The 23,706-nt window shown below is 72.1% G+C and carries 25 protein-coding genes; 13 read left to right on the top strand and 12 right to left on the bottom strand.

The window, feature by feature from the left end; all coding sequences use genetic code 11:
- Window positions 1-194: 194 nt before the first annotated feature.
- Entirely contained in the window at window positions 195-1,241 is a 1,047-nt protein-coding gene (locus tag ACQPXB_RS33515; protein WP_432845698.1) for an ABC transporter substrate-binding protein, read from the bottom strand.
- A gap of 232 nt (window positions 1,242-1,473) precedes the next feature.
- A complete protein-coding gene (locus ACQPXB_RS33520; RefSeq protein ID WP_366582745.1) occupies window positions 1,474-2,538 on the bottom strand; it encodes a YeiH family protein in 1,065 nt (354 codons plus the stop codon).
- A 140-nt stretch (window positions 2,539-2,678) separates the two neighbouring features.
- On the opposite strand from ACQPXB_RS33520, the gene ACQPXB_RS33525 reads away from it, so the two are divergent.
- Window positions 2,679-3,434, top strand: coding sequence for a GntR family transcriptional regulator (locus ACQPXB_RS33525; RefSeq protein WP_366582744.1), 756 nt, complete (start codon window positions 2,679-2,681; stop codon window positions 3,432-3,434).
- A gap of 253 nt (window positions 3,435-3,687) precedes the next feature.
- Complete coding sequence (locus ACQPXB_RS33530) at window positions 3,688-4,512, top strand: alpha/beta fold hydrolase (RefSeq protein WP_432845700.1); 825 nt, start codon at window positions 3,688-3,690, stop codon at window positions 4,510-4,512.
- Between the two features lie 10 nt (window positions 4,513-4,522).
- Here the strand turns inward: ACQPXB_RS33530 and ACQPXB_RS33535 are convergent, their stop codons facing one another.
- Window positions 4,523-7,627, bottom strand: a complete 3,105-nt coding sequence (locus ACQPXB_RS33535) for a discoidin domain-containing protein (protein WP_432845702.1) — start codon at window positions 7,625-7,627, stop codon at window positions 4,523-4,525.
- A 120-nt stretch (window positions 7,628-7,747) separates the two neighbouring features.
- Window positions 7,748-8,314, bottom strand: coding sequence for a hypothetical protein (locus tag ACQPXB_RS33540; protein ID WP_432845704.1), 567 nt, complete (start codon window positions 8,312-8,314; stop codon window positions 7,748-7,750).
- 151 nt (window positions 8,315-8,465) lie between these two features.
- Between ACQPXB_RS33540 and ACQPXB_RS33545 the strand changes: the two genes are divergently transcribed.
- The 7 genes from ACQPXB_RS33545 to ACQPXB_RS33575 all read left to right on the top strand — a co-directional run bounded on the left by ACQPXB_RS33545 (window position 8,466) and on the right by ACQPXB_RS33575 (window position 13,868).
- Window positions 8,466-9,065: a TetR/AcrR family transcriptional regulator gene (locus ACQPXB_RS33545; protein ID WP_432845705.1), complete on the top strand. Its 600-nt coding sequence runs from the start codon at window positions 8,466-8,468 to the stop codon at window positions 9,063-9,065.
- A gap of 107 nt (window positions 9,066-9,172) precedes the next feature.
- The gene (locus ACQPXB_RS33550; RefSeq protein ID WP_432845706.1) at window positions 9,173-10,099 is read left to right on the top strand and encodes an oxidoreductase; all 927 of its coding nucleotides are present in this window, start codon (window positions 9,173-9,175) and stop codon (window positions 10,097-10,099) included.
- A gap of 22 nt (window positions 10,100-10,121) precedes the next feature.
- The gene (locus ACQPXB_RS33555; protein WP_432845707.1) at window positions 10,122-11,510 is read left to right on the top strand and encodes an alpha/beta hydrolase fold domain-containing protein; all 1,389 of its coding nucleotides are present in this window, start codon (window positions 10,122-10,124) and stop codon (window positions 11,508-11,510) included.
- Between the two features lie 4 nt (window positions 11,511-11,514).
- Window positions 11,515-12,075 (top strand): TetR family transcriptional regulator, encoded by a 561-nt coding sequence (locus ACQPXB_RS33560; RefSeq protein ID WP_432845708.1) that lies wholly within the window; start codon window positions 11,515-11,517, stop codon window positions 12,073-12,075.
- A 246-nt stretch (window positions 12,076-12,321) separates the two neighbouring features.
- Window positions 12,322-12,678 (top strand): DUF6069 family protein, encoded by a 357-nt coding sequence (locus ACQPXB_RS33565; RefSeq protein WP_432845709.1) that lies wholly within the window; start codon window positions 12,322-12,324, stop codon window positions 12,676-12,678.
- A 161-nt stretch (window positions 12,679-12,839) separates the two neighbouring features.
- Complete coding sequence (locus ACQPXB_RS33570) at window positions 12,840-13,265, top strand: SHOCT domain-containing protein (RefSeq protein ID WP_432845710.1); 426 nt, start codon at window positions 12,840-12,842, stop codon at window positions 13,263-13,265.
- A 102-nt stretch (window positions 13,266-13,367) separates the two neighbouring features.
- Entirely contained in the window at window positions 13,368-13,868 is a 501-nt protein-coding gene (locus ACQPXB_RS33575; protein WP_366582734.1) for a hypothetical protein, read from the top strand.
- Between the two features lie 56 nt (window positions 13,869-13,924).
- On the opposite strand, the gene ACQPXB_RS33580 is transcribed toward ACQPXB_RS33575, so the two are convergent.
- Window positions 13,925-14,542: a TetR/AcrR family transcriptional regulator gene (locus ACQPXB_RS33580; RefSeq protein ID WP_432845711.1), complete on the bottom strand. Its 618-nt coding sequence runs from the start codon at window positions 14,540-14,542 to the stop codon at window positions 13,925-13,927.
- A gap of 118 nt (window positions 14,543-14,660) precedes the next feature.
- On the opposite strand from ACQPXB_RS33580, the gene ACQPXB_RS33585 reads away from it, so the two are divergent.
- From ACQPXB_RS33585 to ACQPXB_RS33595, 3 genes are read left to right on the top strand one after another with little or no spacing between them, the layout of a single operon-like run.
- On the top strand, window positions 14,661-15,371 hold the full coding sequence (locus ACQPXB_RS33585) for an SDR family oxidoreductase (protein ID WP_366582732.1): 711 nt from the start codon (window positions 14,661-14,663) through the stop codon (window positions 15,369-15,371).
- Between the two features lie 23 nt (window positions 15,372-15,394).
- Window positions 15,395-16,138, top strand: coding sequence for a hypothetical protein (locus ACQPXB_RS33590; RefSeq protein WP_366582731.1), 744 nt, complete (start codon window positions 15,395-15,397; stop codon window positions 16,136-16,138).
- Window positions 16,139-16,855 (top strand): hypothetical protein, encoded by a 717-nt coding sequence (locus ACQPXB_RS33595; RefSeq protein ID WP_366582730.1) that lies wholly within the window; start codon window positions 16,139-16,141, stop codon window positions 16,853-16,855.
- A gap of 16 nt (window positions 16,856-16,871) precedes the next feature.
- Here the strand turns inward: ACQPXB_RS33595 and ACQPXB_RS33600 are convergent, their stop codons facing one another.
- The 7 genes from ACQPXB_RS33600 to ACQPXB_RS33630 all read right to left on the bottom strand — a co-directional run bounded on the left by ACQPXB_RS33600 (window position 16,872) and on the right by ACQPXB_RS33630 (window position 22,541).
- The gene (locus tag ACQPXB_RS33600) at window positions 16,872-17,534 is read right to left on the bottom strand and encodes a 3,4-dihydroxy-2-butanone-4-phosphate synthase (RefSeq protein WP_386952746.1); all 663 of its coding nucleotides are present in this window, start codon (window positions 17,532-17,534) and stop codon (window positions 16,872-16,874) included.
- Between the two features lie 41 nt (window positions 17,535-17,575).
- Window positions 17,576-18,097, bottom strand: coding sequence for a flavin reductase family protein (locus ACQPXB_RS33605; protein WP_432845712.1), 522 nt, complete (start codon window positions 18,095-18,097; stop codon window positions 17,576-17,578).
- Window positions 18,094-18,612, bottom strand: coding sequence for an NADPH-dependent FMN reductase (locus tag ACQPXB_RS33610; protein WP_432845713.1), 519 nt, complete (start codon window positions 18,610-18,612; stop codon window positions 18,094-18,096). The genes ACQPXB_RS33605 and ACQPXB_RS33610 overlap by 4 nt, the downstream gene beginning before the upstream one ends.
- Before the next feature lie 192 nt (window positions 18,613-18,804).
- Window positions 18,805-18,996 (bottom strand): hypothetical protein, encoded by a 192-nt coding sequence (locus ACQPXB_RS33615; RefSeq protein WP_432845714.1) that lies wholly within the window; start codon window positions 18,994-18,996, stop codon window positions 18,805-18,807.
- A gap of 143 nt (window positions 18,997-19,139) precedes the next feature.
- A complete protein-coding gene (locus ACQPXB_RS33620) occupies window positions 19,140-19,973 on the bottom strand; it encodes a LuxR C-terminal-related transcriptional regulator (RefSeq protein ID WP_432845715.1) in 834 nt (277 codons plus the stop codon).
- Between the two features lie 121 nt (window positions 19,974-20,094).
- Window positions 20,095-21,738 carry a thiamine pyrophosphate-binding protein gene (locus ACQPXB_RS33625; RefSeq protein WP_432845716.1) on the bottom strand — a complete coding sequence of 548 codons (1,644 nt, stop codon included), beginning with the start codon at window positions 21,736-21,738 and terminating at the stop codon, window positions 20,095-20,097.
- Between the two features lie 2 nt (window positions 21,739-21,740).
- Window positions 21,741-22,541 carry a cyclase family protein gene (locus ACQPXB_RS33630; protein ID WP_432845717.1) on the bottom strand — a complete coding sequence of 267 codons (801 nt, stop codon included), beginning with the start codon at window positions 22,539-22,541 and terminating at the stop codon, window positions 21,741-21,743.
- A 117-nt stretch (window positions 22,542-22,658) separates the two neighbouring features.
- Here ACQPXB_RS33630 and ACQPXB_RS33635 point away from each other — a divergent pair, with 117 nt between their 5' ends.
- Window positions 22,659-23,606, top strand: coding sequence for a LysR substrate-binding domain-containing protein (locus ACQPXB_RS33635; RefSeq protein WP_432845718.1), 948 nt, complete (start codon window positions 22,659-22,661; stop codon window positions 23,604-23,606).
- Window positions 23,607-23,706: the final 100 nt, after the last annotated feature.

Below are 23,706 nucleotides of genomic sequence, written 5' to 3' on the forward strand. Positions count from 1 at the left end.
CCCGAGCACGGGCACGAGCAGGACGGCGAAGACGGCGACGGATCCGCCGAGCCCGGCCAGCCGCGGCAGCGCTCGCCGAGCTCGGTGCAGTGCAGAGACCCCGGGCCTGCCGAAGTGCGGCCGGACGTCGGGCGGCGCGGCCGTTTCGCGGCGGCGCGGGGCCACGGTCGTGTCGAGGTTCATCACGGATTCCGTCAGTGCACGATGTTCTGCGTGAACCAGCTGTCGATCTCGCTCTCCTTCGGGCCCCACGCGTAGGGATCCACCGTCTGGTAGGAGATCGTGTCCAACGCGGGCAGCGCCGGCAGCGGGTCGACCCCGGTGATCGGCGGCCAGTACAACGAGTCGCCGGTGGCGTCGCCGGCGAGCATGGCCCGCTGCCCGGCCGGGCTGACGACGAACTGGAGGAACTTCTTCGCCTCGTCCTGCACCGCGGCCGGGGCCTTCGCCGCGATCGCCAGGTTGCTCGGCAGCAGGCTCACTTTGTTCAGGTACGCGATCTTCAGCGCCGGGTTCTTTTTCACCGACGAGTACGCCGACGAGCTCTGCGCGAGGTCGAGCTGGATCGACCCGGTCGCCAGCGCGTGCGACGCCGCGGGGTTGTCGTCGAACACCTGCAGGCCGTTGGTCTTGAGCTGAGAGAAGAACGCCTTGCCCTGGTCCTCACCGCCCAGCTGGCTCATGGTGCCCGCGACGAACGGATAGGTCGGGCCCGAGATGGCCGGGTTCGGCATGCCGACCTTGCCGCGCCACTGCGCGGACGTCAGCTCCTGCCACGTCTTCGGCGGCGCCGGCGTGAGCGAAGGGTCGTACACCAGCGCACCGGCCAACGTCAGGCCCGTGGGCACGTAACTGGCGTCCTTCGGGATCACCGACCGCGCGGACGCGGTCCACGGCGCGGTCACCGTGACGCCCTTGAGCAGCATCCCCTGGGTGTCGAGACCGGCGAAATGCGCGTCACCGTCGGCCCACAGCACCCCCCACTGCGGGTTGGACCTCTCGGCGGCGACCTTGGCCAGCAACGGCCCCGTGCTGTCGGACACCAGCTTGACCTGCACGCCCGTCGCCTTGCTGAAGGCGTCGAGCACGCCCTGCGTGTACCCCTGGGCGGAGTAGACGACCAGCGGCGGCGCCGCCCCGCCCGCCGAACCGCTCGGCGAGCTCCCGCAGGCCGATGACACCGCCGCCACCGCGGCCACCGCCGCTGCGACGACGGCTCGGCGCCGGATGCGTGTTCCCATGCCAGTCCCCTTACGTGGAGGCGGTAGCTAACAACCGTTACATCACGCTAGTGACGAAGGTTGCCACGCCAGGGTGACGAAGGTTGCCGGTCAGGGAACACGGAGTAATCACTGTGGAGAAAAGTCGTTGTCTGGCAACGGTCTAACCCGCGGTTTGCCTGCCGCTAATCCACGGCGGCCGGCAACGGCACGAAGCCGGCCGGCCGCGGGGACCTTTCAGGAAGAATGGCTGTCAGAGCGAGCCGGTCACCGCTTGCAGGCCCAGGCTCGTGGCGGCGACGGCGATCCACAGCACGCCGCCGAGCAGGAGCGGGCGGGGGCCGGCGCGGCGCATGTCCGCCAGGCGCAGGGAAAGGCCGATGCCCGCCAGCGCGGTGGTGATGAGGAACGTGCCCAGTGTGGACAGTGCGGGGTGCCAGGACGCGGGCACGACACCGAGGCTGTCGAGCGCGGCGGCGGCGACGAAGCCCACCAGGAACAGCGGGACGATGCGCCGCCACGGCATGGCGCGGATGCTGAAGCCGGCGTCGCCGGGGTTCTGGCGCGCTTCGCGGCGGGCGGTGAGGAACGCGAGCACGATCACGATGGGGATGAGCGTGAGCGTCCGGGTCAGCTTCACGACGATGCCGTACGAGCCGGCGTCGCCGCCGTAGGCGAAGGAGGCCGCGACGACCGAGGAGGTGTCGTTGATGGCCGTGCCGGCCCACAGGCCGAAGCTGTGCGAGCTCATGCCGAGCAGGTGGCCCAGCGGCGGGAACAGCAGCACGGCGGCGATGTTGAAGGTGAAGATCGTGCCGATGGCGTAGGCGACGTCCGTCTGCTTCGGCTTGATGACGGCGGTGGTGGCCGCGATCGCGGACGCGCCGCAGATGCCCGTGCCCACGCCGATGAGGGTGCGTGTGTCGCGCTCGATGCCGAGCCGGCGGCCCAGCAGCCAGGCCCCGCCCAGGGCGACGGTGAGCGTGCCGAGCATGACGGGCAGCGACTGCACGCCGACGCGGACCACTTCCTGCAGCGACAGCCCGGTGCCGAGCACGACGATCGACAGCTGGAGCACCGGCTTCGAGGCCACGCCGTAGCCCGGCGCCCACCGTTGCGCCCGCAGGCCCGGCACGAGGGCCGCGGCCAAGGCGCCGAGCAGGATGCCGAACACCGGCCCGCCGACGATCGGGACCAGCGAACCCAGCCCCGTCGCGACCCCGGCGACGACCAGCGCCACCAGCAGCCCCGGAGCGGCCTCGGCGACGCGGTCACGCGCCGGGTGCCGCTCGACGGGGCGGTCCTGGGTGGCGGTCACCGGGCACCCGCTCGTTCGTGTGTCCGCATCGACACTCCCCTCCCGAGTCTGCCCGCGTCCAAATGTACGTACATTCAAACTAGATTATGTCCGCACATTTGGCTACCGGTAGTGTCGGGCGAGACAGTCCGGAGGAGGCCATGGCCCCACGCACGCTGAGCCGCGCCGGCTCCGAACCGCTCTGGCGCCAGCTCCAGCGCGAGCTGCTGACCAGGCTCGACGCCGGCGAGTTCACCGAACAGTTCCCGGGCGAGCTCGCGCTGGCCGAGGAGTACGGTGTCAGCCGCCACACCGTGCGCCAGGCCCTGCGCCAGCTGCGTGCCGACGGTGTGGTCGTCGCCGAGCGCGGCCGTCAGCCGCGGGTCGCCCCGCCGGCCGAGATCGCCCAGCCGCTGGGCGCGCTCTACAGCCTGTTCACGTCTGTCGAGGCCGCGGGCCTGGCGCAGCACAGCATCGTCCGCACGTTCGACGTCCGCGCCGACGCGCTGGTCGCCGAGCGCCTCGACCTCGAAGCCTCGACGCCGCTGGTCTACCTGGAGCGCCTCCGCCTGGCTGGCGACGAGCCGCTGGCGATGGACCGCGTGTGGCTCCCCGCCGACGTCGCGAAACCGTTGCTGCAGGCCGACTTCACGCACACCAGCCTCTACGGCGAGCTCGCCCGGCGCACCGGGATCCGCCTCGACCACGGTCGCGAAGAGGTGCACGCCGTCATCCCCACCGCCGCCGAACGCGCCCAGCTCGCCTGCGCCCACGACGTCGCGGCCTTCGCGATCAACCGCCTGAGCCACTCGCAGGGGCGCCCGATGGAGTGGCGCCACACCCTCGTCCGCGGCGACCGCTACGCGCTGACGGCCGAGTTCTCCGCCGCCGGGTACCGGCTCGTCAGCCAGTCCTGAGGCGCTCCGCGGCCACGTGTCGCGCCGGGCCGCAGATCAGTGCGGATTCGGCCCCCTCCTTGAAAAGCACATGCGCAGCGCCATCTCCGGCCGACGGCCGCGGCGGGCACCTCACCCGCGTGATCCAGGAAGCTGGACCCGTCGGCGCGCAAGCGTAGTCTGCGAGGCGCAGATCCGACGCGCTGCGCTCAGTGTCCACACGCAACAGATTCACGAGGTATCCGGGAACGTCGCGAGAAACGGAGACAACGCCATGCCGATGATCACCACCGACGACGGTGTCGAGATCTTCTTCAAGGACTGGGGCACCGGCCAGCCCATCGTGTTCAGCCACGGCTGGCCCCTGTCGGCGGACGACTGGGACACCCAGATGTTGTTCTTCCTGCAGCAGGGTTATCGCGTCATCGCGCACGACCGGCGCGGTCACGGTCGTTCGGCGCAGGTCGCCGAGGGACACGACCTCGACCACTACGCCGACGATCTCGCGGCCGTCACCGCGCACCTCGATCTCCACGACGCCATCCACGTCGGGCACTCCACGGGCGGCGGCGAGGTCGTGCGCTACCTGGGCCGCCACGGCGAGTCCCGCGTCGCCAAGGCCGCGATCCTGTCCGCCATCCCGCCGCTGATGCTGAAGACCGAGTCGAACCCGGGCGGCCTGCCCAAGAGCGCCTTCGACGACCTGCAGGCGCAGCTGTTCGCGAACCGTTCGGTGTTCTACCGCGCGGTGGCCTCGGGCCCCTTCTACGGCTTCAACCGCCCCGGCGTCGAACCCGACGAGGCAATCATCCAGAACTGGTGGCGCCAGGGCATGATGGGCAGCGCGCTGGCCCACTACGACGGCATCGTCGCGTTCTCCCAGACCGACCAGACCGACGACCTGAAGAAGATCACCGTCCCCGTCTACGTCGGCCACGGCGACGACGACCAGATCGTCCCCTACGCCGACGCCGCCTTGCTGTCGTCGAAGATCCTGCAGAACTCCACGCTGAAGATCTATCCGGGTTACCCGCACGGCATGCCGACCGTCCACGCCGAGACGATCAACGCGGATCTCCTGGAGTTCTTCCGGTCCTGACCGCGCGGGGTCAGCGCACGGTGATCCTCGTCAGGCTCGCCGTCGGGTTTCCGGTGACCTGAACCGCGACGTAACGCGCCGCTCCGCTGAGCGCGACCGTCGTCGTACGGCGCGCGGACGGGGTCGGGGCGGCGGTGTAGGTGCGGCCGTCGGTGCTCGTCTCGACGGTGAACGTGGGGAGGCGGCCGCCGGTCCAGGTGAGCTCCGCGGTGGTGAGGGGGCAGGGCGCGCCGAGGTCGAGGACGAGGCGGCCGTTCGGGCCCGGGCGCCAGGAGGTGCGCGGGTCGTCGTCGACGGCGGCGGTGGGGGTGCTCATGCCCGGAGGAAGGGGTTCGGCCGGGAAGGTGGTCGCGCCCAAAGCCAGGTCCGGCAAGGGGTACGGACGGGTCCGGCGGGCGGTGACCGTCACCGCGTGCCGGGCGGGGAGGACCACCGGCCGCCAGGGTTCGCCCGCCGGCTGCACCGAGACGACCACGGTGCGGTCGGCGGTCAGCCGCAGGGTGGCGGCGTCGACGACGGTGGCGCGCACGCCGGCGGGCAGGGTGCGGCCCACGCCACGCACGGTGAAGCGCGCCGGTTCGATGCGGGCTTCGCCGGGCGACGCGGAGACAGACCACGAAGTGCCGGTCGCGGTGACGACCTGCGAGCCCTGGTAGAGCGCGGTGGTTCCGTCCGTGGCGGGCAGAGTGAGGGTGCCCGACGTCGTCGCGGCGGAGAGGTTGAACAGCACGAGGTGCCCGTCGAGCACGGATCCGCGCAGTGCCGCGGAACTGGCCGTCGGCCGTGGTTCGCGCGCGGCGGCGGCCAAATTGCGCGGGTCCGGATGGCATTCGACGTGCACGGGCGCGGAATCACCGTCGGACAGCACGATCCGGTCGCCGGTGACGGTGGCCGGGTGCGGTGAGCCGGACACGACGAACCCGGCGCGGCCGTCGACGTCGAGCCAGCCGCCGGTCGTGGTGACGGCGGGCAGCGGGTAGGTGCCGGCCGCGGTCCACGTGGTGGCGTCGGCCGAGGTCTCCACGCGGTAGCGGCGCCCGGCGGCGGCCTCCCACGCCACGCGAACGCGGTCGAACCGTTGGGGCGCCCCGAAATCGAGCGCGAGCCAGCTGTCGGCGCGCGGGCGGTCGGCGACGGAGACGGCCCACCGCGTGGCCGCGTCACCGTCGTTCGCGAACTTCGCCTCCTTGCCCGGCGTCGCCGAGGAAGCCGAAGCCGTGGCCGCGCGGGCGAGGTCCGGGCCCGCCGCACCGTCGCGGACTTCGAAGGCCCACACCGAATACCCGTACGTCGGATCCGGCTGCACGCCGAGGATCCGCACGTACCGGGCCGTCACCGCGGGGAAGGTCACGTCGTCGGTGCGCCCACCGCCGGACGGCGGCGCCGCCGCGACGGGGACGGTCACCGCGCCTTCGGCGGTGCGGTAGGTCCGCTCGCCGGTCAGCCCCGGCACGCCGGGCATGGCGAGGTTGTACACCGACACCACGCCCTCGCCCGCGCCCAGGCCGGTGCTGGAGTACACCGCCGCGCCCGTCGGCAACGTCGCGAAACCGGCGTACCCGGTGTCGAACTTCCACACCGCGGCGCTCGCGTCGAAGCCGTCGCGGACCTTCGTCCACGTCGTGGCGTGCCGTTCCCGCACGGCCAGCGCGGTGGACGGAAGCAACATCGGCGTGGCGCCGCTGACGGCGAACAGCCAGTCGTCGTGGTGCGGCTGCCACGCGAACTTCGTGAACCCGGGCTTGCTCACCGCCGCGGCCCACGCGGCCGGACTGCGGTGCGCGAGCAGGCCGGGCCCGTCGCCGAAGTCCGCGACGCCGACGGCGTGGGCGTCGAACTCCGCCTGGCTCACCGGACGCACCGGGCCACCGTGGTCGGCGCGCCATTCGTGCAACAGGTAGCTGATCGCGATCTCCGCCCGCGCCTCCGGCTCGTACTTGGGCTCGCCCGAGAACTTCGTGACGCGATCGGCGGGCGCGTAGGCCTGGTACGGCTCCAGCCGTGCGGCCAGCTGCGCCTCGGCGCGCGCGGCGTAGCGGTCGCCGAGCACCTGCGCGCGGAACGCGAGCGGGATGACGTCGCGGCCGTAGAGGTGCTCGCGGTCGGCGACCATCGGCATGAGGGGTTCGCCCGCGTCGCTGGCCATCAGCAGCATCGTGTGCCACAGCAGCTCGCCGTTGGGCTGCGCGGTGAGCACCTCCGGCAGCGGCTGCCCGGCCAGCAGGAAATGCATCGAGTTGCGGCCGGAGGTGCGCCACAGCTCTTCCTGGTAATGCGGGCCGAAGGAGCCGTGGTTCTCCACGAGGAAGGTGTCGTAGAGGTTCTCCGCCGTGTTGGCCGAGATCGGCACGCCGTCGACGACCCGGGGGTTGGCCAGGTCCGCGGCGGGCAGCGCGGTCTCGTTGCGGCTCCACCGCCCGAACCACTCGCGCCACTGCGCGGCGCGGGGATCCTTCGCGGCCCAGGCCATCCCCGGGGCGAGGGCCTGGGCGTACACGCCCATCTCCTCCAGCTTGGTGTCGCCGACGTGCCCGCCCGAGAGGCCGTGGGGCGTCCAGTCGCCGGACAGCGGGTCGTCGCCCGTGCCGAGCGCCGCGGTGTAGGCGGCCTGCCCGGTCGCGATCTCGTCGAGGTTCGCGCGGGTGGCGGCGTCGAGGTCGGCCCACAGCAGGCGGCCGGCCAGCTGGAAGTAGGACTGGAACGTGGTGTCGAAGAACAGCCGGCGGCCCCACTCGGTGCCGCCGGTGAGGAGGTTGCTCGCCGCGAAGTGCCGGATCGTGTCGACGGTGTGCCGGTGCAGCACCTCACGTTCGACGCCGGTGACCGCGGCGTCGTACCCGTCGCGCGTGAGCAGGACGGCGTTGCCCAGCACCACGGCGAACGTGAAGTCCTTCGCCGGGTAGATGCCGGCCGCCGCGTCGAACTGCTGCTCGGCCCAGCGGGTGTGGCGAAGCAGCACCCGCAGGTAGGTCGCGGCGACGTCGTCCGGCGCTCCCCCGCCGCGGGCCGGCGCGGGGGTGGCGGCCCGCGCCGCCGGGGTCACCAGGCCCGCGCTCACCAGCGCGAGCCCGCCCGCGCCGAGTCCCTGAAGCACCGCGCGCCGCCTGAGCGCCATGTCCGCCCCCCTTGTTGACAACCTTGTCATCGCGTCGGCGCCGATTCTGCTTCCCCGCGCGGCGACGGGGCAACGCCGGCGGGGAAACCCGTCCGGTTCAGGACAACCGGGCTCGCGCTCTCAGCCGGCTTCGGGTCCGTGCGCGGCACGGCCCAGCCGCAGAGCGGACACGAGGAAGAAGATGCCGCCCAACGTCGCGTAACCGGCCAGAGTCGTGAAGGACGCACTGTCCTTTGTGGCCTGGAGGACGAACGAAGCGCCGGCCAAGACGGAGATCCCGCCGCTGAGGATGACCGGCCACTGGCCGCCGAGGGTGCGGCGCAGGAAGCCGACGACCAGCTGCACCAGCCCGGCCACGATCGCCCACGCGCCCCACACGCCGAGGACCGCGGGGATGCCCGACGAGGCCGCGACGGCCAGGCCCACGGCGGCGAGCAAGCTGATCACCACGTTCACATACAGGCCCGCGACCGGCTTGCCCTCCTTCGCCGAGCGGGCGTCGACGACGGCCGCGGCCACGTCGAACAGCGGGTAGAGCACGAGCAGCGTCGTGCTGACCGGACCGAGGCCCGACCCGGTCACGAACAGCAGCACGGCCCAGACCACGGCGAACGCGAACCGGATGAAGTACAGGCGCCGCAAGGGTTTCGCGATACCCCCGGGGGCCGCAACGGTGGTGGTGCTCATGGAGTGCTCCTTCGGACTGGGGTCGCGATCGGCCGGGTAGACAGATCGTTCTATCTCTCGGTGAGTGACTATGGCAGCCGCCGAGCCAAGCCGTCAAGACCGACCGTTCTATCTGCTAGTGTGGAAGCAACGAGGAGAGGTGGACGGCGAAGTGTCCGAAGCGCGAGCCCGACTGCTGGCTTCGGCGAGCCGGCTGTTCTATTCGGAGGGCCTCCACTCGGTCGGCATCGACCGGGTCATCGCCGACGCCGGCGTCACGCGCGCCACGCTCTACCGGCACTTCCCGAGCAAGGACGACCTGCTGGTCGCGTACCTGACGGCGGCCGACCAGGCGATCCGCGCCGGCATCGAGACCGCCCGCACCGGCAAGGCCTCGGGGGCCGACGCCGTCCGCGCGGTCGCCGAGTCGATCGCCGACGGCATCCGCACGCCCGGGTTCCGCGGCTGCGCCTTCCTCAACGCCGTCGCGGAGTACCCCGATCCCGCGCACCCCGTGCACCAGGCCGTGCTCACCCACCGACAGTGGTTCCTCGAGGTCGTCACCGAACTGCTCGCCCACGCCGGCGAGACCGCGCCCGAGCCGGCCGCGAGGCACTTCGTCATGCTGCGGGACGGCGCCATGGCCGCCGGCTGCCTCAGCGATCCGGCGCCGGTCTGCGAAACCTTCCGCCTCGGCGTCGAAGGAATCCTGAAGTACCGGGACACTCCGGTCGTGCCTCCCGAGAAGGCGGGCCGGGCTTCGCAAGCCTGACCACCGGCCCCGTGGTGAAGACCGCCACTACTGAATGAATTTTCATTGACGTCCTGACGCACCCGTGTCATCGTCTTATTAAATGAACATTCATTAGTGGAGGAACCGTGACCACCACCCTCGCCCCGGCCCACTGGACGCCCGACCGGATCGGCGACCTGCGAGACCGCGTCGCGCTCGTGACCGGCGGCAACAGCGGCATCGGCCTCGAAACCGCCCGCGTGCTGACCCGTCACGGCGCCCGCGTCCTCCTGGCCGGCCGCAGCCGGGCGAAGCTCGACGACGCCGTCGCCACGCTGCGCGCCGACCAGCCCACCGCGCGGCTGGACACCGTCGTGCTGGACCTGGGCTCCCTGGCCTCCGTCGCCGAGACGTCCGCGCGGCTCGCGGCCACCGAGACGATCGATCTGCTCTTCAACAACGCCGGCGTCATGAACGTGCCGGACCGGCGCACGACCGCGGACGGGTTCGAGCTGACCGTCGGCACCAACCACCTCGGGCACTTCGCCCTCACCGCCGGACTGCTGCCCGCGCTGCGCCGCGCCGAAGCCGCGCGGGTGGTCACCGTCAGCGCGATCGCCGCGACCTGGCGCTCCGGCCGGCTCGACGACCTGATGAGCGAGCAGCGCTACGGCGCGATGCGCGCGTACGCGAAGTCCAAGCGCGCCAACGTGGTTTTCACCCAGGAGCTGTCCCGGCGGCTGGCCGGTACCGCCCTGCGCGCGGTGTCGGTGCACCCCGGCTCGGCCGTGACCAACCTGCAGCGCCACTCGGAAAGCGCGGTCTCGCGGGCGATGATCGCGGTGCTGCGCAGCGTGGTCATGGGTTCCCCGGAAGGCGCGGCGTGGCCGTCGCTGTACGCCGCGACCAGCCCCGAAGTGATCGGCGGCGCCTTCTACGGCCCCGCCGGCCGCGACCAGACCTCCGGCACCCCGAAGCCGGTCAAGCTCCCCCGCGGCGCCGACGACCCGGCCGAAGGCGCCCGCCTGTGGGCCGAAAGCGAACGCCTCACCGGCGTCACCTTCTCCTTCTGACCTCCCGAAAGGACCTCATCCCATGACCGGCTCGACCTTCGACCTCCGTCGGCAGGACGTCGACCCCGCGCTCCTCGAAGCCCAGCGCGAGGTGAACGCCGTGCTCGCGAAGATGCCGCACCCGGACGTCCGGACCCCCGAAGGGCTCGCCACCCTGCGCGCCGGCACTGCCCACAACCCCGGCGCGACGGACCTGCGCCCCACCGAACGCCACGTCGACGGACCCACCGGCCCGATCCGGCTGCGCGTGTTCACGCCGCCCGAGCCACGCGCGATCCTCTACCGCATTCACGGCGGCGGCTGGGCCGCCGGAGCACCGGAGGACGACGACGTCGTCAACGACCGACTCGCCCGCGCGACCGGTTCGATCGTCGTCAGCCCGGAGTACCGGCTGGCGCCCGAGGCCACCGTGCCCGAGCAGATCGAGGAGACGGTCGCCGTCGCCCGCCGGCTCGCCCGGCACGCGGCCGCGGAGTTCGGCACCGGCCGGCTGCTGATCGGCGGCATCTCCGCCGGTGCGCACCTCGCCGCCGCGACGCTGCTGGCGTTGCGCGACGCCGGTGATCCCGCGTTCGGCGCGTTCGCCGGCGCCTACCTCGACTGCGGCATCTACGACCTGGGCCTGTCCCCCAGCGCCGCGGCGGCCACCGAAAACAGCCTCGTGCTCACCCGGTCCTGGATCGACGGCCTGCCCGACCTCGCCCTGCCCGGCCACACGCCGGAGCAACGGCGCGCCCCGCGGCTGTCCCCGGCCCTGGCCGACCTCACCCGCTTCCCGCCCACCCTGCTGACGGTCGGCGACCTCGACCCGCTGCGCGACGACGCCATCCTGCTCGCCGCCCGCCTACGGCTCGCGGGCCGCGACGCGCGGCTGGAGATCTGGCCCGAAGCCCCGCACGCGTTCACCAACATGGCCACCCCGCTCGGCGACATCGCCCTCGACAGCGCCATCGCGTGGCTCAACGACGTCCTCGACCTGCCGCGCACCGCGCCCGACCCCGCGGCGGTCGTGCACCGGTTCGTCACCGAGGTCATCAACGGCGGCGACCTCGACGTCGTCGGCGAGCTCTGGCACGACGACCTCGCGTGGCACGCCGGCAGCGCCGGCGACCTCCACGGCCTCGAGGCCTACCGGACCGCCCTGCGCGCCGCGGTCGGCGGTGCCTTCACCGGCATGCACCTGACCGTGCACGACACCCTCGTCGACGGCGACACGGTCGTGCTCCGGTTCACCAACAGCGGCACCCACACCGGGCCGTTCCTCGGTGTCGCGGCCACCGGCCGGCCCGCCGCGTGGTCCGGCATCGGCATCTACACCGTGCGGGCGGGCAAGATCGCCGAGGCGTGGTTCGGCGAGGACATGCTCGGCCTGCTGCGGCAGCTCGAGCCGAATGAACACTCATTAGGATGACGGCATGGCCCGGACCCGAGACCCCGAGAGCAAGCGGCGGCAGCTGCTGGACGGCGCGCTCGCCGAGTTCGCCGAGCACGGCATCGGCGGCGCCCGCGTCGAGCGCATCGCCGCCCGCGCCGGGGTCAGCGCCGGGCTCGTGTATTCCTTCTACGACGGCAAAGAAGGGCTGTACGAAGCGGTCTACGACGCCATCGTCGAGCAGGTCGTCTCCGGGATCCCCATCGACGCGGACGACCTGCCCGGATACGCGGGACAGCTCTACGACGCGGGCCTTCGGCACCCGGACGTGATGCGCTTCGTCACCTGGTACCAGCTCGAGCGCGGCGGCGTCCGGCCCGTCGTCGCGAAGTCCATGGCCGACAAGACCGCGGCGATCGAGGACGCGCAGGGCCGCGGCACCGTGACCGGCCGGCGGCCGGCCGGCGAGGTGCTCGCCCTGGTGCTGACCATCGCGAACATGTGGCAGAACCAGGGCGAGGACGTCCGCGGCCTCGTCCCGGAGGCCGAGCGCCGCCGCGTCGTCACCGACACCGTCCGGCAGCTGGTGGATCCGACGCGCTGATGGCGTTCCGTCCACTGTGGATGTTCTTCGCTGCCGCGCGTCGCCCTGACGGCACCCGGCATCATCTCACCCGAATCGGAGGAGCACGGCGGCCTCCGGATGTGTTTCGGTGGCCCCAGTCGCCCGGGGCGGGACGCGAGACCGCGGAGGGGCCCATGACCGGAGACACGCGGCCCCGGGTCGCCGCGGGCAGGCTGGTGGGCCGGCGGCGGCGCGACGGCACTGGTCGCGGCCCTGGCGGCCATCGTGGTGGTGCTCGTCGCGCGCGGCCTGTTCGACGTGCCCGTGCTGGCCCCGGAAGGCCAGGGCGCGTGGGGCGGGGTCGGCACGGTTGCCTACGCGGTGGGCGCCGCGCTCGTCGCCCTAGCGGCGACAGGACTGCTCCACCTGCTCCTGATCAGCACGCCCCGTGCGAAGTCGTTCTTCGTCTCGATCATGCTGCTCGTCACCGCGATCGCCGTCGTCATCCCCCTGGGCCTCGACGCGGAGCGCGGCGCGCGGTTCGCGACGGCCGCCGGGAACCTGCTGATCGGTCTCGTGATCACGAGCACGCTGTCCGGCGTCGCCGGCGCGGCGGTTCGCGCGGGCCGGCCGGTGCGGTGAGCTCCGCGGCGCCGGAATTCACCTCCGCCGGGTGATGCCGTGCGGGGCGGTCGCTGGGAACGCTGCCACAGGGGGACACGGCCGGGAGCCGCTCGACCCTGGCTACCGGTCCGTTGTGGACGGACCTCCCGGTCGTGCGGGTGTCGAGCATCGGAGGCGTGATGGCACTGGCTCAATCGGACTACCCGTTCCTGGACGTGATCTGGACCATGCTGGTGTTCTTCGGCTGGGTGGTCTGGTTCTGGCTGCTCATCGTGATCTTCGGCGACCTCTTCCACCGCTCGGACGTCTCCGGCTGGGGCAAGGCCGGCTGGACCGTCCTCGTCCTGGCGCTGCCGTTCGTCGGCGTGCTGATCTACCTCATCGCGCAGGGCAAGCACATGGGCGAGCGCCGGCGTTCCGAGGCGGCGGACAACCAGAAGCAGTTCGACGACTACGTCCGCTCGGTCGCCGCCAACGGCGACAAGGGAGACAAGGGCGACAAGGGCGCCGCCGGCCAGATCGCCGAGGCGAAGAAGCTCCTCGACACCGGCGCCATCAACGCGGAGGAGTACGAGTCCCTGAAGGCCAAGGCCCTCGCTCGGTGAGCGCGGGCCGGCCAGGCCCCGCCGGCAGGCCGAGACCGGCGGGGCCGCCCCTCCCCCACGCGGCGACCGGGCAGCACCGGTTCGCGACGGACGGAGGCAGGCGTGGCCGAGCAAGTGCGTGACCGAACCGCCGGACGGCGCCGCGCGGCCGGCATCTACGGCGTGATCGTCACCGCCGCCATCCTCACCGCCGTGGGCGGACAGCTTTCGACTCTGCCACTGGCGGTCACGGTCGTGGTCACGCTGCTGGTCTACTGGACGGCCGAGGAATACGCGGAACTACTGGGCGAGGAAGTCGAGGACGGCAAACTGCCGAGCCGGGCGAGGATCGCCACCGAGCTGCGCGCCACGTGGCCGATGGTGACGGCGTCGTTCGGCCCGATCGCCGCACTGCTGCTGGCCCGGCTCGCCGGCGCCTCGCCCGCCGCCGCGGCCAACACCGGCCTCGCGGTGGCCGTGGTGGTCCTGACCTATCACGCGTGGTCCGCGGCGCGCGTGGCCCGGCTGCGCGGCGCGGCACTGATCGGGACGACCTGCGCGGCAGGGCTGCTCGGCGTCGTCATGATCCTGTTGAAGAACCTGATCCTGGTCCACCTGCATTGACGCCACGGACGGCCGCTGCCCGGCTGCGCGAACCGGAGACCGTCCTTTGCGGACGGTCAGTCCGTGACGCCCGCCGCGTCGAGGAGGGTGCGGGCGGTGGCGACGGCGAGGCCGCGCAGGTCGTCGGCGCCGACGCCGGCGCGGCTGCTGGCCCCGTCGTAGAGGACGGCGAGCTGGCGGGTGAGGAAGCCGGAGTCGGTGGCGTTGCCGCGTTCGGCTTCGGCGCGGAAGAAGCCTTCCAGGTGCTCGGTTTTGAGGCGGGCGGCCGTGATGCTCGCGGGGTGGTCGGGGTCTTTCAGCTCGAGCTGCGTGGCGAGGTAGGCGCAGCCGCGGTAGTCGGGTGACGTCGCGAAGGCTTCCAGCTGCTCGAAGACGTGCAGCAGCCGCGCGCGCGGGCTGGAGCTGAAACCGGGTGGGGGCAACAGGAAGGCGGCGTCGTCGCCGATGCGGCGCTGCAGTGCGGCTTCGAGGAGGGCGTCCTTGCTGTCGAACAGCTCGTACATCGACTTCTTGGAGATCCCCGCGCGCCGGCACAGCGCGTTGGCGCCGACGGCGACCCCGTCGCGGTAGAAGAGCTCGATCGCGGCACGCAGGAGCCGCTCGCGCTGGGACTCGCGGACGGCGTTGTCCGGCGCTCCGGCCTTCGCGTCGGGTGCGGCGGTTTCGGTGCTCATGGCGTCCAGGCTACCTCGCCGGGGTTGACACGAGAAACCGAGCGGTTTACGTTGACGTCGCCTGCAGAAACCAATCGGTTTCTGATCTTCGCGCCTCCGACCAGGAAGAAGCCCCACCATGACTGTCAACGGATCCGTCGCCTTCGTGACCGGCGGCAACCGCGGCCTCGGCGCCCAGTTCGTCCGCGCACTGCTCGACGCCGGCGCGAGCAAGGTGTACGCGGCTGCCCGCGACCCGCGCACCGTCACGAACACCGGCGCCGTCCCGGTCGCGCTCGACATCACCGACCACGCCTCGGTGGTCGCCGCCGCCGAGCAAGCGCAGGACGTGACGTTGCTGATCAACAACGCCGGGATCCTGACGTCGACCGGCGTCCTGGACGGCGACCTCGACGCCTACCGCCTCGAGTACGAGACCCACGTGCTCGGCACCCTCGATGTGACCCGCGCCTTCGCGCCGGCCCTGGCCCGCAACGGCGGAGGGGCGATCCTCAACGTGCTGTCCGTGCTGTCGTGGGCGTCGCTCCCCCACTGGGCGGCTTACTGCGCCGCCAAGGCCGCCGAGTGGTCGGTCACCAACTCCCTGCGCGTGGAGCTGGCCGGGCAGGGCACCCAGGTGAGCAGCCTGCACGTCGGTTACCTGGACACGGACCTGATCGCCGACCTCACCGACGTCGAGAAGGCCGACCCCGCCGAGGTCGCCCGGATCGCGCTCGACGGCGTCGCCCAGGGGCAGCTGGAAGTGGTCGCCGACGAGTTCACCCGCCAGATCAAGGCCGGCCTCGCCCAGGGCATCGAGGCCCTCTACCCGCAGGTCGCCCGGGCCTGACCCCTCGTCACGAAGGAAAAACCGTGAACGACCTGCTCGAGTTCGTCGTGGACGGACACGGCGGCCTCGACCGCTGGCACGCCGCCACGACCCTGTCGGCCACCGTCCGCCTTTCCGGCCCGTTCTGGCCGTTCAAGCAACGGCCCGACGTCGTGGGCACCACGCACGTCACCGCGAACGTCCACCGCCAGCGCGTCACGCTCGCGCCCTTCGGCCCGGGCACGGCCGTGGACTTCGACGCCGACGCGGACCGGGTCCTCGTCACGCGCGGCGAGGAGGAAACGCGGCTCGACTCGCCGCGCCGGGCCATGGCGGACCTCCCCCGGGAACACCCGTGGTCGGTGGCCGAGGCCGGCTACTTCATCGCCTACGCGAGCTGGACCTACCTGCTCGAACCGTTCCTGCTCACCCTGCCCGGTGTCACGACCCGCGAAATCGAGCCGTGGCACGAAGACGGCGAGACCTGGCGCCGGCTGGAGGCGGCTTTCCCCTCCCGGCTGGCGACCCACTCTCCGGTCCAGACCTACTACTTCGACGCCGGCACCGGGCTCCAGCGCCGCGTGGACTACTCGCCCGAGGTCACGGGCAAGCCCCTCACCGCCCACTACACGAGCGAACACCGCGACTTCGGCGGGCTGCCCGTCCCGACCCGCCGCCGCGTCCTGCGCCGCGACACCGACGGCGTGGCCGACCACCACTCCACCGTCATCCTCCTCGACGTCGCCGATCTGCGACTGGAAACCGCTGATGTGGAAGGAAAAACGTGAATGTCCACCCTCGCGATTCTCCTGTGGACACTCGTGCTCATCGGCACGATCGGCATCCGGGCCTTGACCGGCGTCAGCCTGTACCGGGCGGGGCGGGCGGCCGGGCTGGACCGCCCGACGTCGGGGAAGGTGGCCGGCTGGACGACGGTGGTGCTGCTCGGCTGGCTGGCCGCGTGCGTGCTGCTCGCGTACTACGGCGCGTTCGCGTCCGGCCCGCTGGCACCGGTCCTCGTCGTCGCGCTGCTGGTGGCGGTGCTGGCGGGCACCCGGATTCCGATCGTGGCGAAGGTGCTGGCGGCGCCCGGCACGGCCGCCCGGCTGGCGTGGCCGCAGACCGTCCGCGTGATCGGCGTCCTGTTCCTGATCCTGATGTTCACCGGCAACCTGTCGCCACTGGCCGCGCTGCCACCCGGCCTCGGTGATCTGGCGATCGGCCTGGCCGCGCCGTGGGTGGCGCGTGCACTGGCGCGCGGCACCGGCCACCGGTGGGCGTTCTGGTTCAACGTGCTGGGCATCGCCGACCTCACCTTCGCGTTGGCACTGCGCCTGGTGAGCGGGTTCGTCCTCGGTGAGCCGGCCGGGGCGTCAGGGGCGCTGCCGCTGGCGCTGATCCCGACGGCGGCCGTGCCCCTCGCCGTGGCGCTGCACGTCGTGTCGCTGCGGCGGCTCGCTGCCGAGCCGCGCCGCACCGAGATGGTCGGCGCCGCAACCACTTGACGGCGCCGACGGCTGCTCACCCCGCGTGCCCGCACTCGGGGCACGCGGGGTGAGCAGCCGATCTGGGGGCCAGGACGTCGGCCGCCGCCACGACGAGCAGGCCGTGGTCGGCGGCGAACGAAGCCAGTTCCTCCGGGCCCGCCAGGTCGCCCGACTCGCGTTGCGACACGATGCCGCTGAGCACCGCGGCTTCGTGCTTGCCCGCGAGCCGCACCAGGTCGAGGGCGGCCTCGCCGCGGCCGGCGCGGTGGGGGGTGTTTTCGCGGGCCGTGCGGATGGGCACGACGTGGCCGGGCCGGGTGAAGTCGGCCGGAGTGGCGGCGGGATCGGCCAGCAGCCGGATGGTGCGGGCCCGGTCGGCCGCGGAGATGCCGGTCGTTCCGCCGGTGCGGGCGTCGACCGTGACGGCGAAGGCTTCCCCTCCGCACGCCGGCGCCCCGGGGTACATCAACGGGAGCCCGAGGCGGTCGCAGTCCTCGTCCGGCAGGGCGACGCAGACGAACCCGTCGGTGTACCGGACGGACAAGGACACCAGGTGCGGTGTCGCGTCCTGCGCGGCGAACACGAGGTCGCCGTGCGTGCCGGTCACCACCACCGGCTGCCCGGCCGCGATCGCGGCGGCGGCCTGCTCGACGCTCACCGCGCCGGACCGGCGGTCTGCTGAAAGCTGCTGTGCCATCGTCGTTCTTCCTTCGTGGGGTCCGGCGGGACCCGGGTCGCTCAGCCGGCGGCGGGCGCCGGGGCGATGCGGTGGAAACCACCGCGGTAGAACAGCAGCGGCTCGGCGCCGTCCTGCGCGTCCGGCGAGCTCATCTCCAGGACCCGGCCGACGACGAGGTGGTGGTCGCCCGCGTCGTGCTCGGCGTCGATCTCGCAGTCGAGCCACACGAGACTTTCGGAGAGGACAGGGTTCCCGGCCGCGGTTTCGGTGTGCGCGACCCCGCTCCACCGGTCGACGCCCTTGCGCGCGAACGCGGAAGCGACCTCCCGGTGGCCGTGGCCCAGCACGGACACGGCGAACCGGCCGAGGTCCCGGATGAGCGGATAGGTGCTCGAAGTCCGGGCGACGCCGATCAGGATCAGCGGCGGGTCCAGCGAAACGCTGTGGAACGACTGGCAGGTGAACCCGACGCGCTGCCCGTCGTCCGCGCTAGCGCCGACCACCACGACGCCGGAGGCGTAGCGCCCCACGGCGTCGCGGTACGCACGGGAGTCGTCGAAGCTCGTCAACTGCCGCGTCACGGGATCCGCACCCCCTCGGCCAGGCGGGCGAGCTGCCCGATCGTGCGGGCGTAGCGCGCGGCCGCCTCTTCGGCGAGGGTGTCCAGCGAGGCCATCGAGGACGTCTCGAAGTACCACCCGGCGCCCGGGACCACGGCGCCGAGCTCGGTCAGCAGCGGCGCGAGGTGGCTGTCGACGCCCATCGCGTGGGCGGGGCTGCCCCCGGTCATCACGGGGATCGCCGTCACCCCGGTCAGCGCGCCCGCCGCGTAGCGGTCCAGGAACGCCTTGACCAAGCCGGTGTAGGTGGCCTTGTAGGTCGGGCTCGCGATCACCACGAGATCGCTGCCGGCGACGCGCTCGTTCAACGCCGACATCACGTCCGAGGGCCACGTGAAGATCTCGGCGGAACAGTCGGCCAGGTCGATGACCTGGCGGTCCGCGTCGTCCTTCACCAGCCGGTCGAGCAAGGCTTCGGCGACCTGCCTCGTGCGCGAAGCGGGCTTCGGATTTCCAACGACAATGGTGGTTTTCATAGCTGCTCCGTTCGGCCCCGAAGGCCTCGGGCTTCGTCACGGCAACGCCGACGCTGACGAACTTCCTGCAGCTGGTACGAGATCTTGTGGCCCGTACAGCCCCGCGACAGCTCTTGTCACGGGCCGCGTCTTGGCGCGGAGTGACGATCACCTTAGCGCGGAGCGAGAATCCGTCACAATAACACCCAGGGGTCATGGCCCGGCCGGTGTTCGCCCGCAGAAACTGTCGATCAGGTCATCTCCGGTGGCTCGCCGCGCGGGCGCCAGTTCGCCGCGGAATACCGTGAAGAGGCGCGCAATAAATTCAGCAAAGAGATCCAGATCTGGCTTTTCGCGTACGTCGTGCAAAAGGACACCACCGCCGAAGCCGAGGCCTACGTCCACTACATCGTGACGCGAGGCGACGACGTCGCGGTCGCGGACCTGATCGAGGCGAACATCCCGAACGCCAAGACGATGCCGCCGGAGAAAATGCCTGAGCGACCGCCGGGATCGCTTGCCGCACAGGCGATCCCGGCGGCTTCGGATCAGGGCGTCACGAGGTTGTGCTCCTGCAGGTACCGCAGGGCTTCGAGCCGCGAGCGCACGCCGAGTTTGTGGAAGCTGTGCTTCATGTGCTGCTTGACGGTGTTGAGCGCGATCCCGAGCTCGGCGGCGATCTCCGCGTTGCTCAGCCCGCTCGTGGCCAGCGCGAGCACCTGGCGCTCCCGCTCGGTCAGTCCCCCGTCGGCGCCCGCGGACGGCGCGGTGCCGGCCTGGGGTGCCCCGGAGGGCTCGGACAGGTCGATCGTGTCGATGTCGAGGTTCGTCGCGACGGGTCCCTCGAGCGGCGCCGCGGGTGCGCGCCGCTCGTAGGCCGCGGCGTTGGCCAGGCCGATCCCCAGGAACTTCGACAGCCGGTGGGCCATCTCCTGCTCCCGGGTGGTGAACGCCGGACGGCCGGTCCGGCGGGCGAAGGTCGCGGTGCCGACGGGCCGGCCCTCGGCGACGAGCAACGCGTAGAGGCAGTGCTCGAACCCGTAGTCGGCGAGGAGCCGGCCCACCGGCGAGCGCAGGTGGTCGGTGCGGCGGCCGTACAGGACCGCGTCGTGGACCGGGAACCGGGACGTGGTCGAGCGCTTGAAGTACGGGTTCGCCGGCCCGGAGATGGGCGCGAACTCGAGGAGCATCTTCACCGGCGCGCCCGTCAAGGACGCCACCCGGCCCCGGCAGCGGCGGTCGAGCTGGTGGATCGCGCCCGAGTCGCAGCGCAGGACGCGGACCAGCTCCGGCAGGGTCCGCTGCTGCACGGTGGCCGCGCGCAGCGAGCCGCAGGCGAGCTCGCCGAACCGCGCCACCTCCTGCCAGTCGAGACCGGTCATCGCGTGCTCCTCTCGCAGGCCGGCCTCGGTGCCGCCCCGGTTCGAGATGGTACGTACTCGGTGCAAGCGGCGGCCCTGGTGCGAACACGATGGTGTCAGCGAAAAAGGGCCGCCGCTGCGCTCAGTGACCGAAGGCTTCGTGCAGCCACCAGGCCCCGCCGTCGGACGTGATCTTGGCGTCGAGGACCAACGGCCGCCGCGGCGAAGACGAAAGCCAGTCCTTGACCGCGGCGAGGTCGTCGGCCGAGCGCACGGTCAGGCCCGCGCAGCCGTGGCCCCGGGCCAGCGCGGCGAGGTCGCCGTCGGGGAAGGTGACGTTGTCCAGTCCCGCGGTCCCGGCGCCGAAGTGGTGCACTTCCGCGCCGTACATCGCGTCGTTGTAGACGACGACCAGCAGCGGAAGTCCCAGGCGCACGGCCGTTTCCAGCTCGGAGATCCCCATCAGGAACCCGCCGTCGCCCAGCGCCGCGACGGGCACGCGGTCCGGCTGCGCCAGCGCGGTGCCGATCGCACTCGCCAGCCCGAGCCCGACCGACTGGAACGCCTGGGTGAAGCAGAACCCGTACTCGTCCGGCACGTCGAGGTACATGCTCGGGTAGCCGAGGAAGTTGCCGGAGTCGACCGACACCGTCCGCTCGGCCGGCAGCAGCTCGTTGAGCCGCGCCGACAGCGTCCGCGGGTCGATGCGGTCCTCGGTGGACGCGTCGTCGAACGGGAGCTGGTTCCAGCGCAGCCCCGTGCGGAGGCGCTCGCCGAGCTCCGTGCGCCGGTAGCCCGTCTTCGGCTCCGCACCGCCGGAGCGGAGCAGGGCCGTGGCCGCGCGGGCGGTTTCCGCGACGCCGCCCCACAACCCGAGGTCGACGGCGCGGTGCCGGCCGATCGCCGCCGGGTCCAGGTCGACCTGAACAACGCGGGCGTCGGCCCCGATCAGCGCGCCGTGCCGCGTCGTCCACATGTTCAGCGCGCACCCGAACGCCACGACCAGGTCGGCCCGCGACACCAGTTCGACCGTCAGCGGGGAGGCAAAGCCGCCCGAGACGTCGATGCTCCACGGGTCGTCGTGGAACAGCCCGCGGCTCACCGCCGAGGTGGCCAGCAGCGCCCCCGCCTGGTTCCCCAGCTCCCGGATCGCCTCGCCCGCCCCGGGCGAACGGCCGCCGCGGCCGACGATGAACACCGGCCGCGACGCCTCGCTCAGCAGCCGGACGAACTCCGCCAACGGCTCGGGCGCGGGCTGCGGCGCCGCGACCTCGGCCGGGACCGTCCCGTGCTGCTGCTCCGGCAGCTCCGGCTCCTGGACGTCGATCGGGACGTTGAGCACCACGGTCCGCCGCTGCTGCGCGCAGATCGCCAACGCGCGGGCCACGTCCCGCAGGGCCGTGCGCGCCGAGCCCACCCGCAGCGGCACGGCGCCGACCCCGGCGGCGAGCCCGGGCTGGTCGATGAAGAAGTTGGACGCGGGGTCGCCGGCTTCGGCCGTCAGCACCAGCAGCGGGGTCCGGCTCTTGGCTGCCTCGGTGATCCCGGTGAGCGCGTTGGTGTAGCCGCAGCCCTGGTGCAGCGACAGCACCGCGACCTCGCCCGACATGCGCGCGTAGGCGTCGGCCATCGTCGCCGCGCCGCCTTCGTGGCGCGCCGCCACGAACCGCGCTCCCCCGGCCACGAGTGCCTGGGTGAAGTGGAAGTTGCCGCTGCCGACCACGCCGAACGCGGCGCGCACGCCGTGCTCGGTCAGGTACCGGCCGATGGCCTCGTGCACCAGCATGGTCAGTTCGCTCCGTTCTCGACGATCGCCAGCACGCGGGCCGGGCTCCCGGAACCGCCGACGATCCGCAGCGGCGCCACGATCAGCAACGTGCCCGTCGGCGGCAGCAGGTGCAGGTTCTGCAGCTGGGTGATGCCGTACTTGCCGGCGCCGAGCAGGTACGAGTGCACGGGGAACTCGGGATCGAAGCCGAATGCCTGCCCGGCGTCGGTGCCGACGGTCTCGACGCCGAACCCGAGGATCGGGGTCTCCCGCGCCAGCCAGCGTGCGCACTCAGGATCGACGCCGGGGGTGTGCGGCCCGTCGTCGGCGGCGTTGAGGAACAGCTCCTGGTCGTGGGAGCGCGCGGCCCAGCCGGTGCGCAACAGCAGCAAGCCCTGCGGCAGCGGGCCGTGTTCGCGCTGCCATTGCTCGACGTCGTCGCGGCGCAGCAGGTAGTCCGGGTCGGCGGCGGCCTCGCGCGACTTGTCGATCACGACGGCCGGCGCGATCAGGCGGGCCGGCGGCACGGACGCGACGTCCTCCAGATCGGCCCCGGTGACCCAGTGGCGCGGCGCGTCGAAGTGGGTGCCGACGTGCTCGCCGGTGTGGATGCCGTTCTGGTACGACGTGCGGCCGCGCTCGTCGTACTTCGCCAGCTCCTCCAGTCGGAATCGGGGAATCGGCGCCATGTCCGGGGGCAGGTCGAGCACGGGGGTGGCGGACGAGAGCGACGCGGTGAGCTCGACGATCGACGCGTCACCGCGAGCGAGGGCGCCGACCAGCGCGGAAACGGATCCGGTGGTCTCAGGCGAAGAAGACATGAATTCATCGTGTGCGCGCGGACGTCGGCGCACCAATGCCTATCCCGGCCTGGTTATGCCTGTCTGGTTATACCGGGGCCGATCTGCTATACCTCGCCGGAAGAAAGGGTGAGGGCAGTGGACCAGCAGCGTTTCCTCGACGGCCGCCTCAAGATCCGGCACCTGGTGCTGGTGATCGCGATCGCCGAGAACGGCTCCCTGCTCGGCGCCGCCAAGGATCTGCACGTGACGCAGCCGGCGGTGTCCCGGGCGCTGCGCGAGACGGAGTCGATCGTCGGGGTGGAGCTGTTCGTGCGCGGGCCGCGCGGGGTGCGGCCCACCGCGTTCGGCGAGATCCTGCTCGACCACGCACGGGCGGTGGTGAGCACCATGGCCTCCGCGCAGGACCGCATCGACGGGCTGCTGCGCGACGGCGCGGAGCCCGTGCGCGTCGGCACCAACCTCGCCGGCGCGTACGTGCTGCTCCCCTCGGCGCTCGTCCGGCTCAAGGCCGAGCTCCCGACCCTCACGGCGACCGTGGTCGAAGGCCTGGGAGCCGATCTCGACGTCCGGCTCGCCCACGGCGAGGTCGACCTCCTCGTCGGCCGCCCGCCCGCCGGCACCGCGAGCCGGTTTCACCACGCGCCGCTGTACGAGGAACCCGTGGGCCTCGTCGCGCGCCGCGACCACCCGGCCATCGCCTCCGGACTGTGTTCCCTGGCGCAGTTGCAGGAGTTCCCCTGGATCCTGCCGGGCCGGCCCACCGCGCTGCGCGACGAGCTCGACGAGCTGTTCGCCCGCCACGAGGTTCCCTTGCCCCGCAACGTCATCGAGTGCTCGACGATCCTGACCATGCGCTCGATCCTGCTGCACACCGACGCGATCACGCCGCTGCCCCTGCTCATCGGCGCCGACGACGACGCCCTCGGCTACCTGCCGATCCGGCTGGAGACCGTGCCCCGCGCCATCGGCATCACCACGCTCGCCGGCCGCACCCCGTCGAAGAGCGCCCAGCTCCTCATCGGCCACCTCGTCGCCGAGGCGCAGCGGATCTCCGCGGAAATCGCCCGGCTCGATTTCGGATAATCACAAGCGTTTATGGCCGCGGCGCCGTCGGCGGAAAACCCGGTTGACGTCCGCGGGCGCGCCGGAGAGGATGAGTCCACACCAGCGAACAAAGGGGCAG

Source organism: Amycolatopsis sp. CA-161197, from assembly GCF_050942255.1.
Lineage (GTDB): Bacteria > Actinomycetota > Actinomycetes > Mycobacteriales > Pseudonocardiaceae > Amycolatopsis.

What these genes read in the sequence shown, in the direction of transcription:
- ACQPXB_RS33515 (WP_432845698.1), bottom strand. Translation starts at nt 1,241, where the DNA reads ATGGGAACACGCATCCGGCGCCGAGCCGTCGTCGCAGCGGCGGTGGCC.
- ACQPXB_RS33525 (WP_366582744.1), top strand. Translation starts at nt 2,679, where the DNA reads ATGGCCCCACGCACGCTGAGCCGCGCCGGCTCCGAACCGCTCTGGCGC.
- ACQPXB_RS33530 (WP_432845700.1), top strand. Translation starts at nt 3,688, where the DNA reads ATGCCGATGATCACCACCGACGACGGTGTCGAGATCTTCTTCAAGGAC.
- ACQPXB_RS33535 (WP_432845702.1), bottom strand. Translation starts at nt 7,627, where the DNA reads ATGGCGCTCAGGCGGCGCGCGGTGCTTCAGGGACTCGGCGCGGGCGGG.
- ACQPXB_RS33540 (WP_432845704.1), bottom strand. Translation starts at nt 8,314, where the DNA reads ATGAGCACCACCACCGTTGCGGCCCCCGGGGGTATCGCGAAACCCTTG.
- ACQPXB_RS33555 (WP_432845707.1), top strand. Translation starts at nt 10,122, where the DNA reads ATGACCGGCTCGACCTTCGACCTCCGTCGGCAGGACGTCGACCCCGCG.
- ACQPXB_RS33560 (WP_432845708.1), top strand. Translation starts at nt 11,515, where the DNA reads ATGGCCCGGACCCGAGACCCCGAGAGCAAGCGGCGGCAGCTGCTGGAC.
- ACQPXB_RS33570 (WP_432845710.1), top strand. Translation starts at nt 12,840, where the DNA reads ATGGCACTGGCTCAATCGGACTACCCGTTCCTGGACGTGATCTGGACC.
- ACQPXB_RS33580 (WP_432845711.1), bottom strand. Translation starts at nt 14,542, where the DNA reads ATGAGCACCGAAACCGCCGCACCCGACGCGAAGGCCGGAGCGCCGGAC.
- ACQPXB_RS33585 (WP_366582732.1), top strand. Translation starts at nt 14,661, where the DNA reads ATGACTGTCAACGGATCCGTCGCCTTCGTGACCGGCGGCAACCGCGGC.
- ACQPXB_RS33595 (WP_366582730.1), top strand. Translation starts at nt 16,139, where the DNA reads ATGTCCACCCTCGCGATTCTCCTGTGGACACTCGTGCTCATCGGCACG.
- ACQPXB_RS33600 (WP_386952746.1), bottom strand. Translation starts at nt 17,534, where the DNA reads ATGGCACAGCAGCTTTCAGCAGACCGCCGGTCCGGCGCGGTGAGCGTC.
- ACQPXB_RS33610 (WP_432845713.1), bottom strand. Translation starts at nt 18,612, where the DNA reads ATGAAAACCACCATTGTCGTTGGAAATCCGAAGCCCGCTTCGCGCACG.
- ACQPXB_RS33620 (WP_432845715.1), bottom strand. Translation starts at nt 19,973, where the DNA reads ATGACCGGTCTCGACTGGCAGGAGGTGGCGCGGTTCGGCGAGCTCGCC.
- ACQPXB_RS33625 (WP_432845716.1), bottom strand. Translation starts at nt 21,738, where the DNA reads ATGCTGGTGCACGAGGCCATCGGCCGGTACCTGACCGAGCACGGCGTG.
- ACQPXB_RS33630 (WP_432845717.1), bottom strand. Translation starts at nt 22,541, where the DNA reads ATGTCTTCTTCGCCTGAGACCACCGGATCCGTTTCCGCGCTGGTCGGC.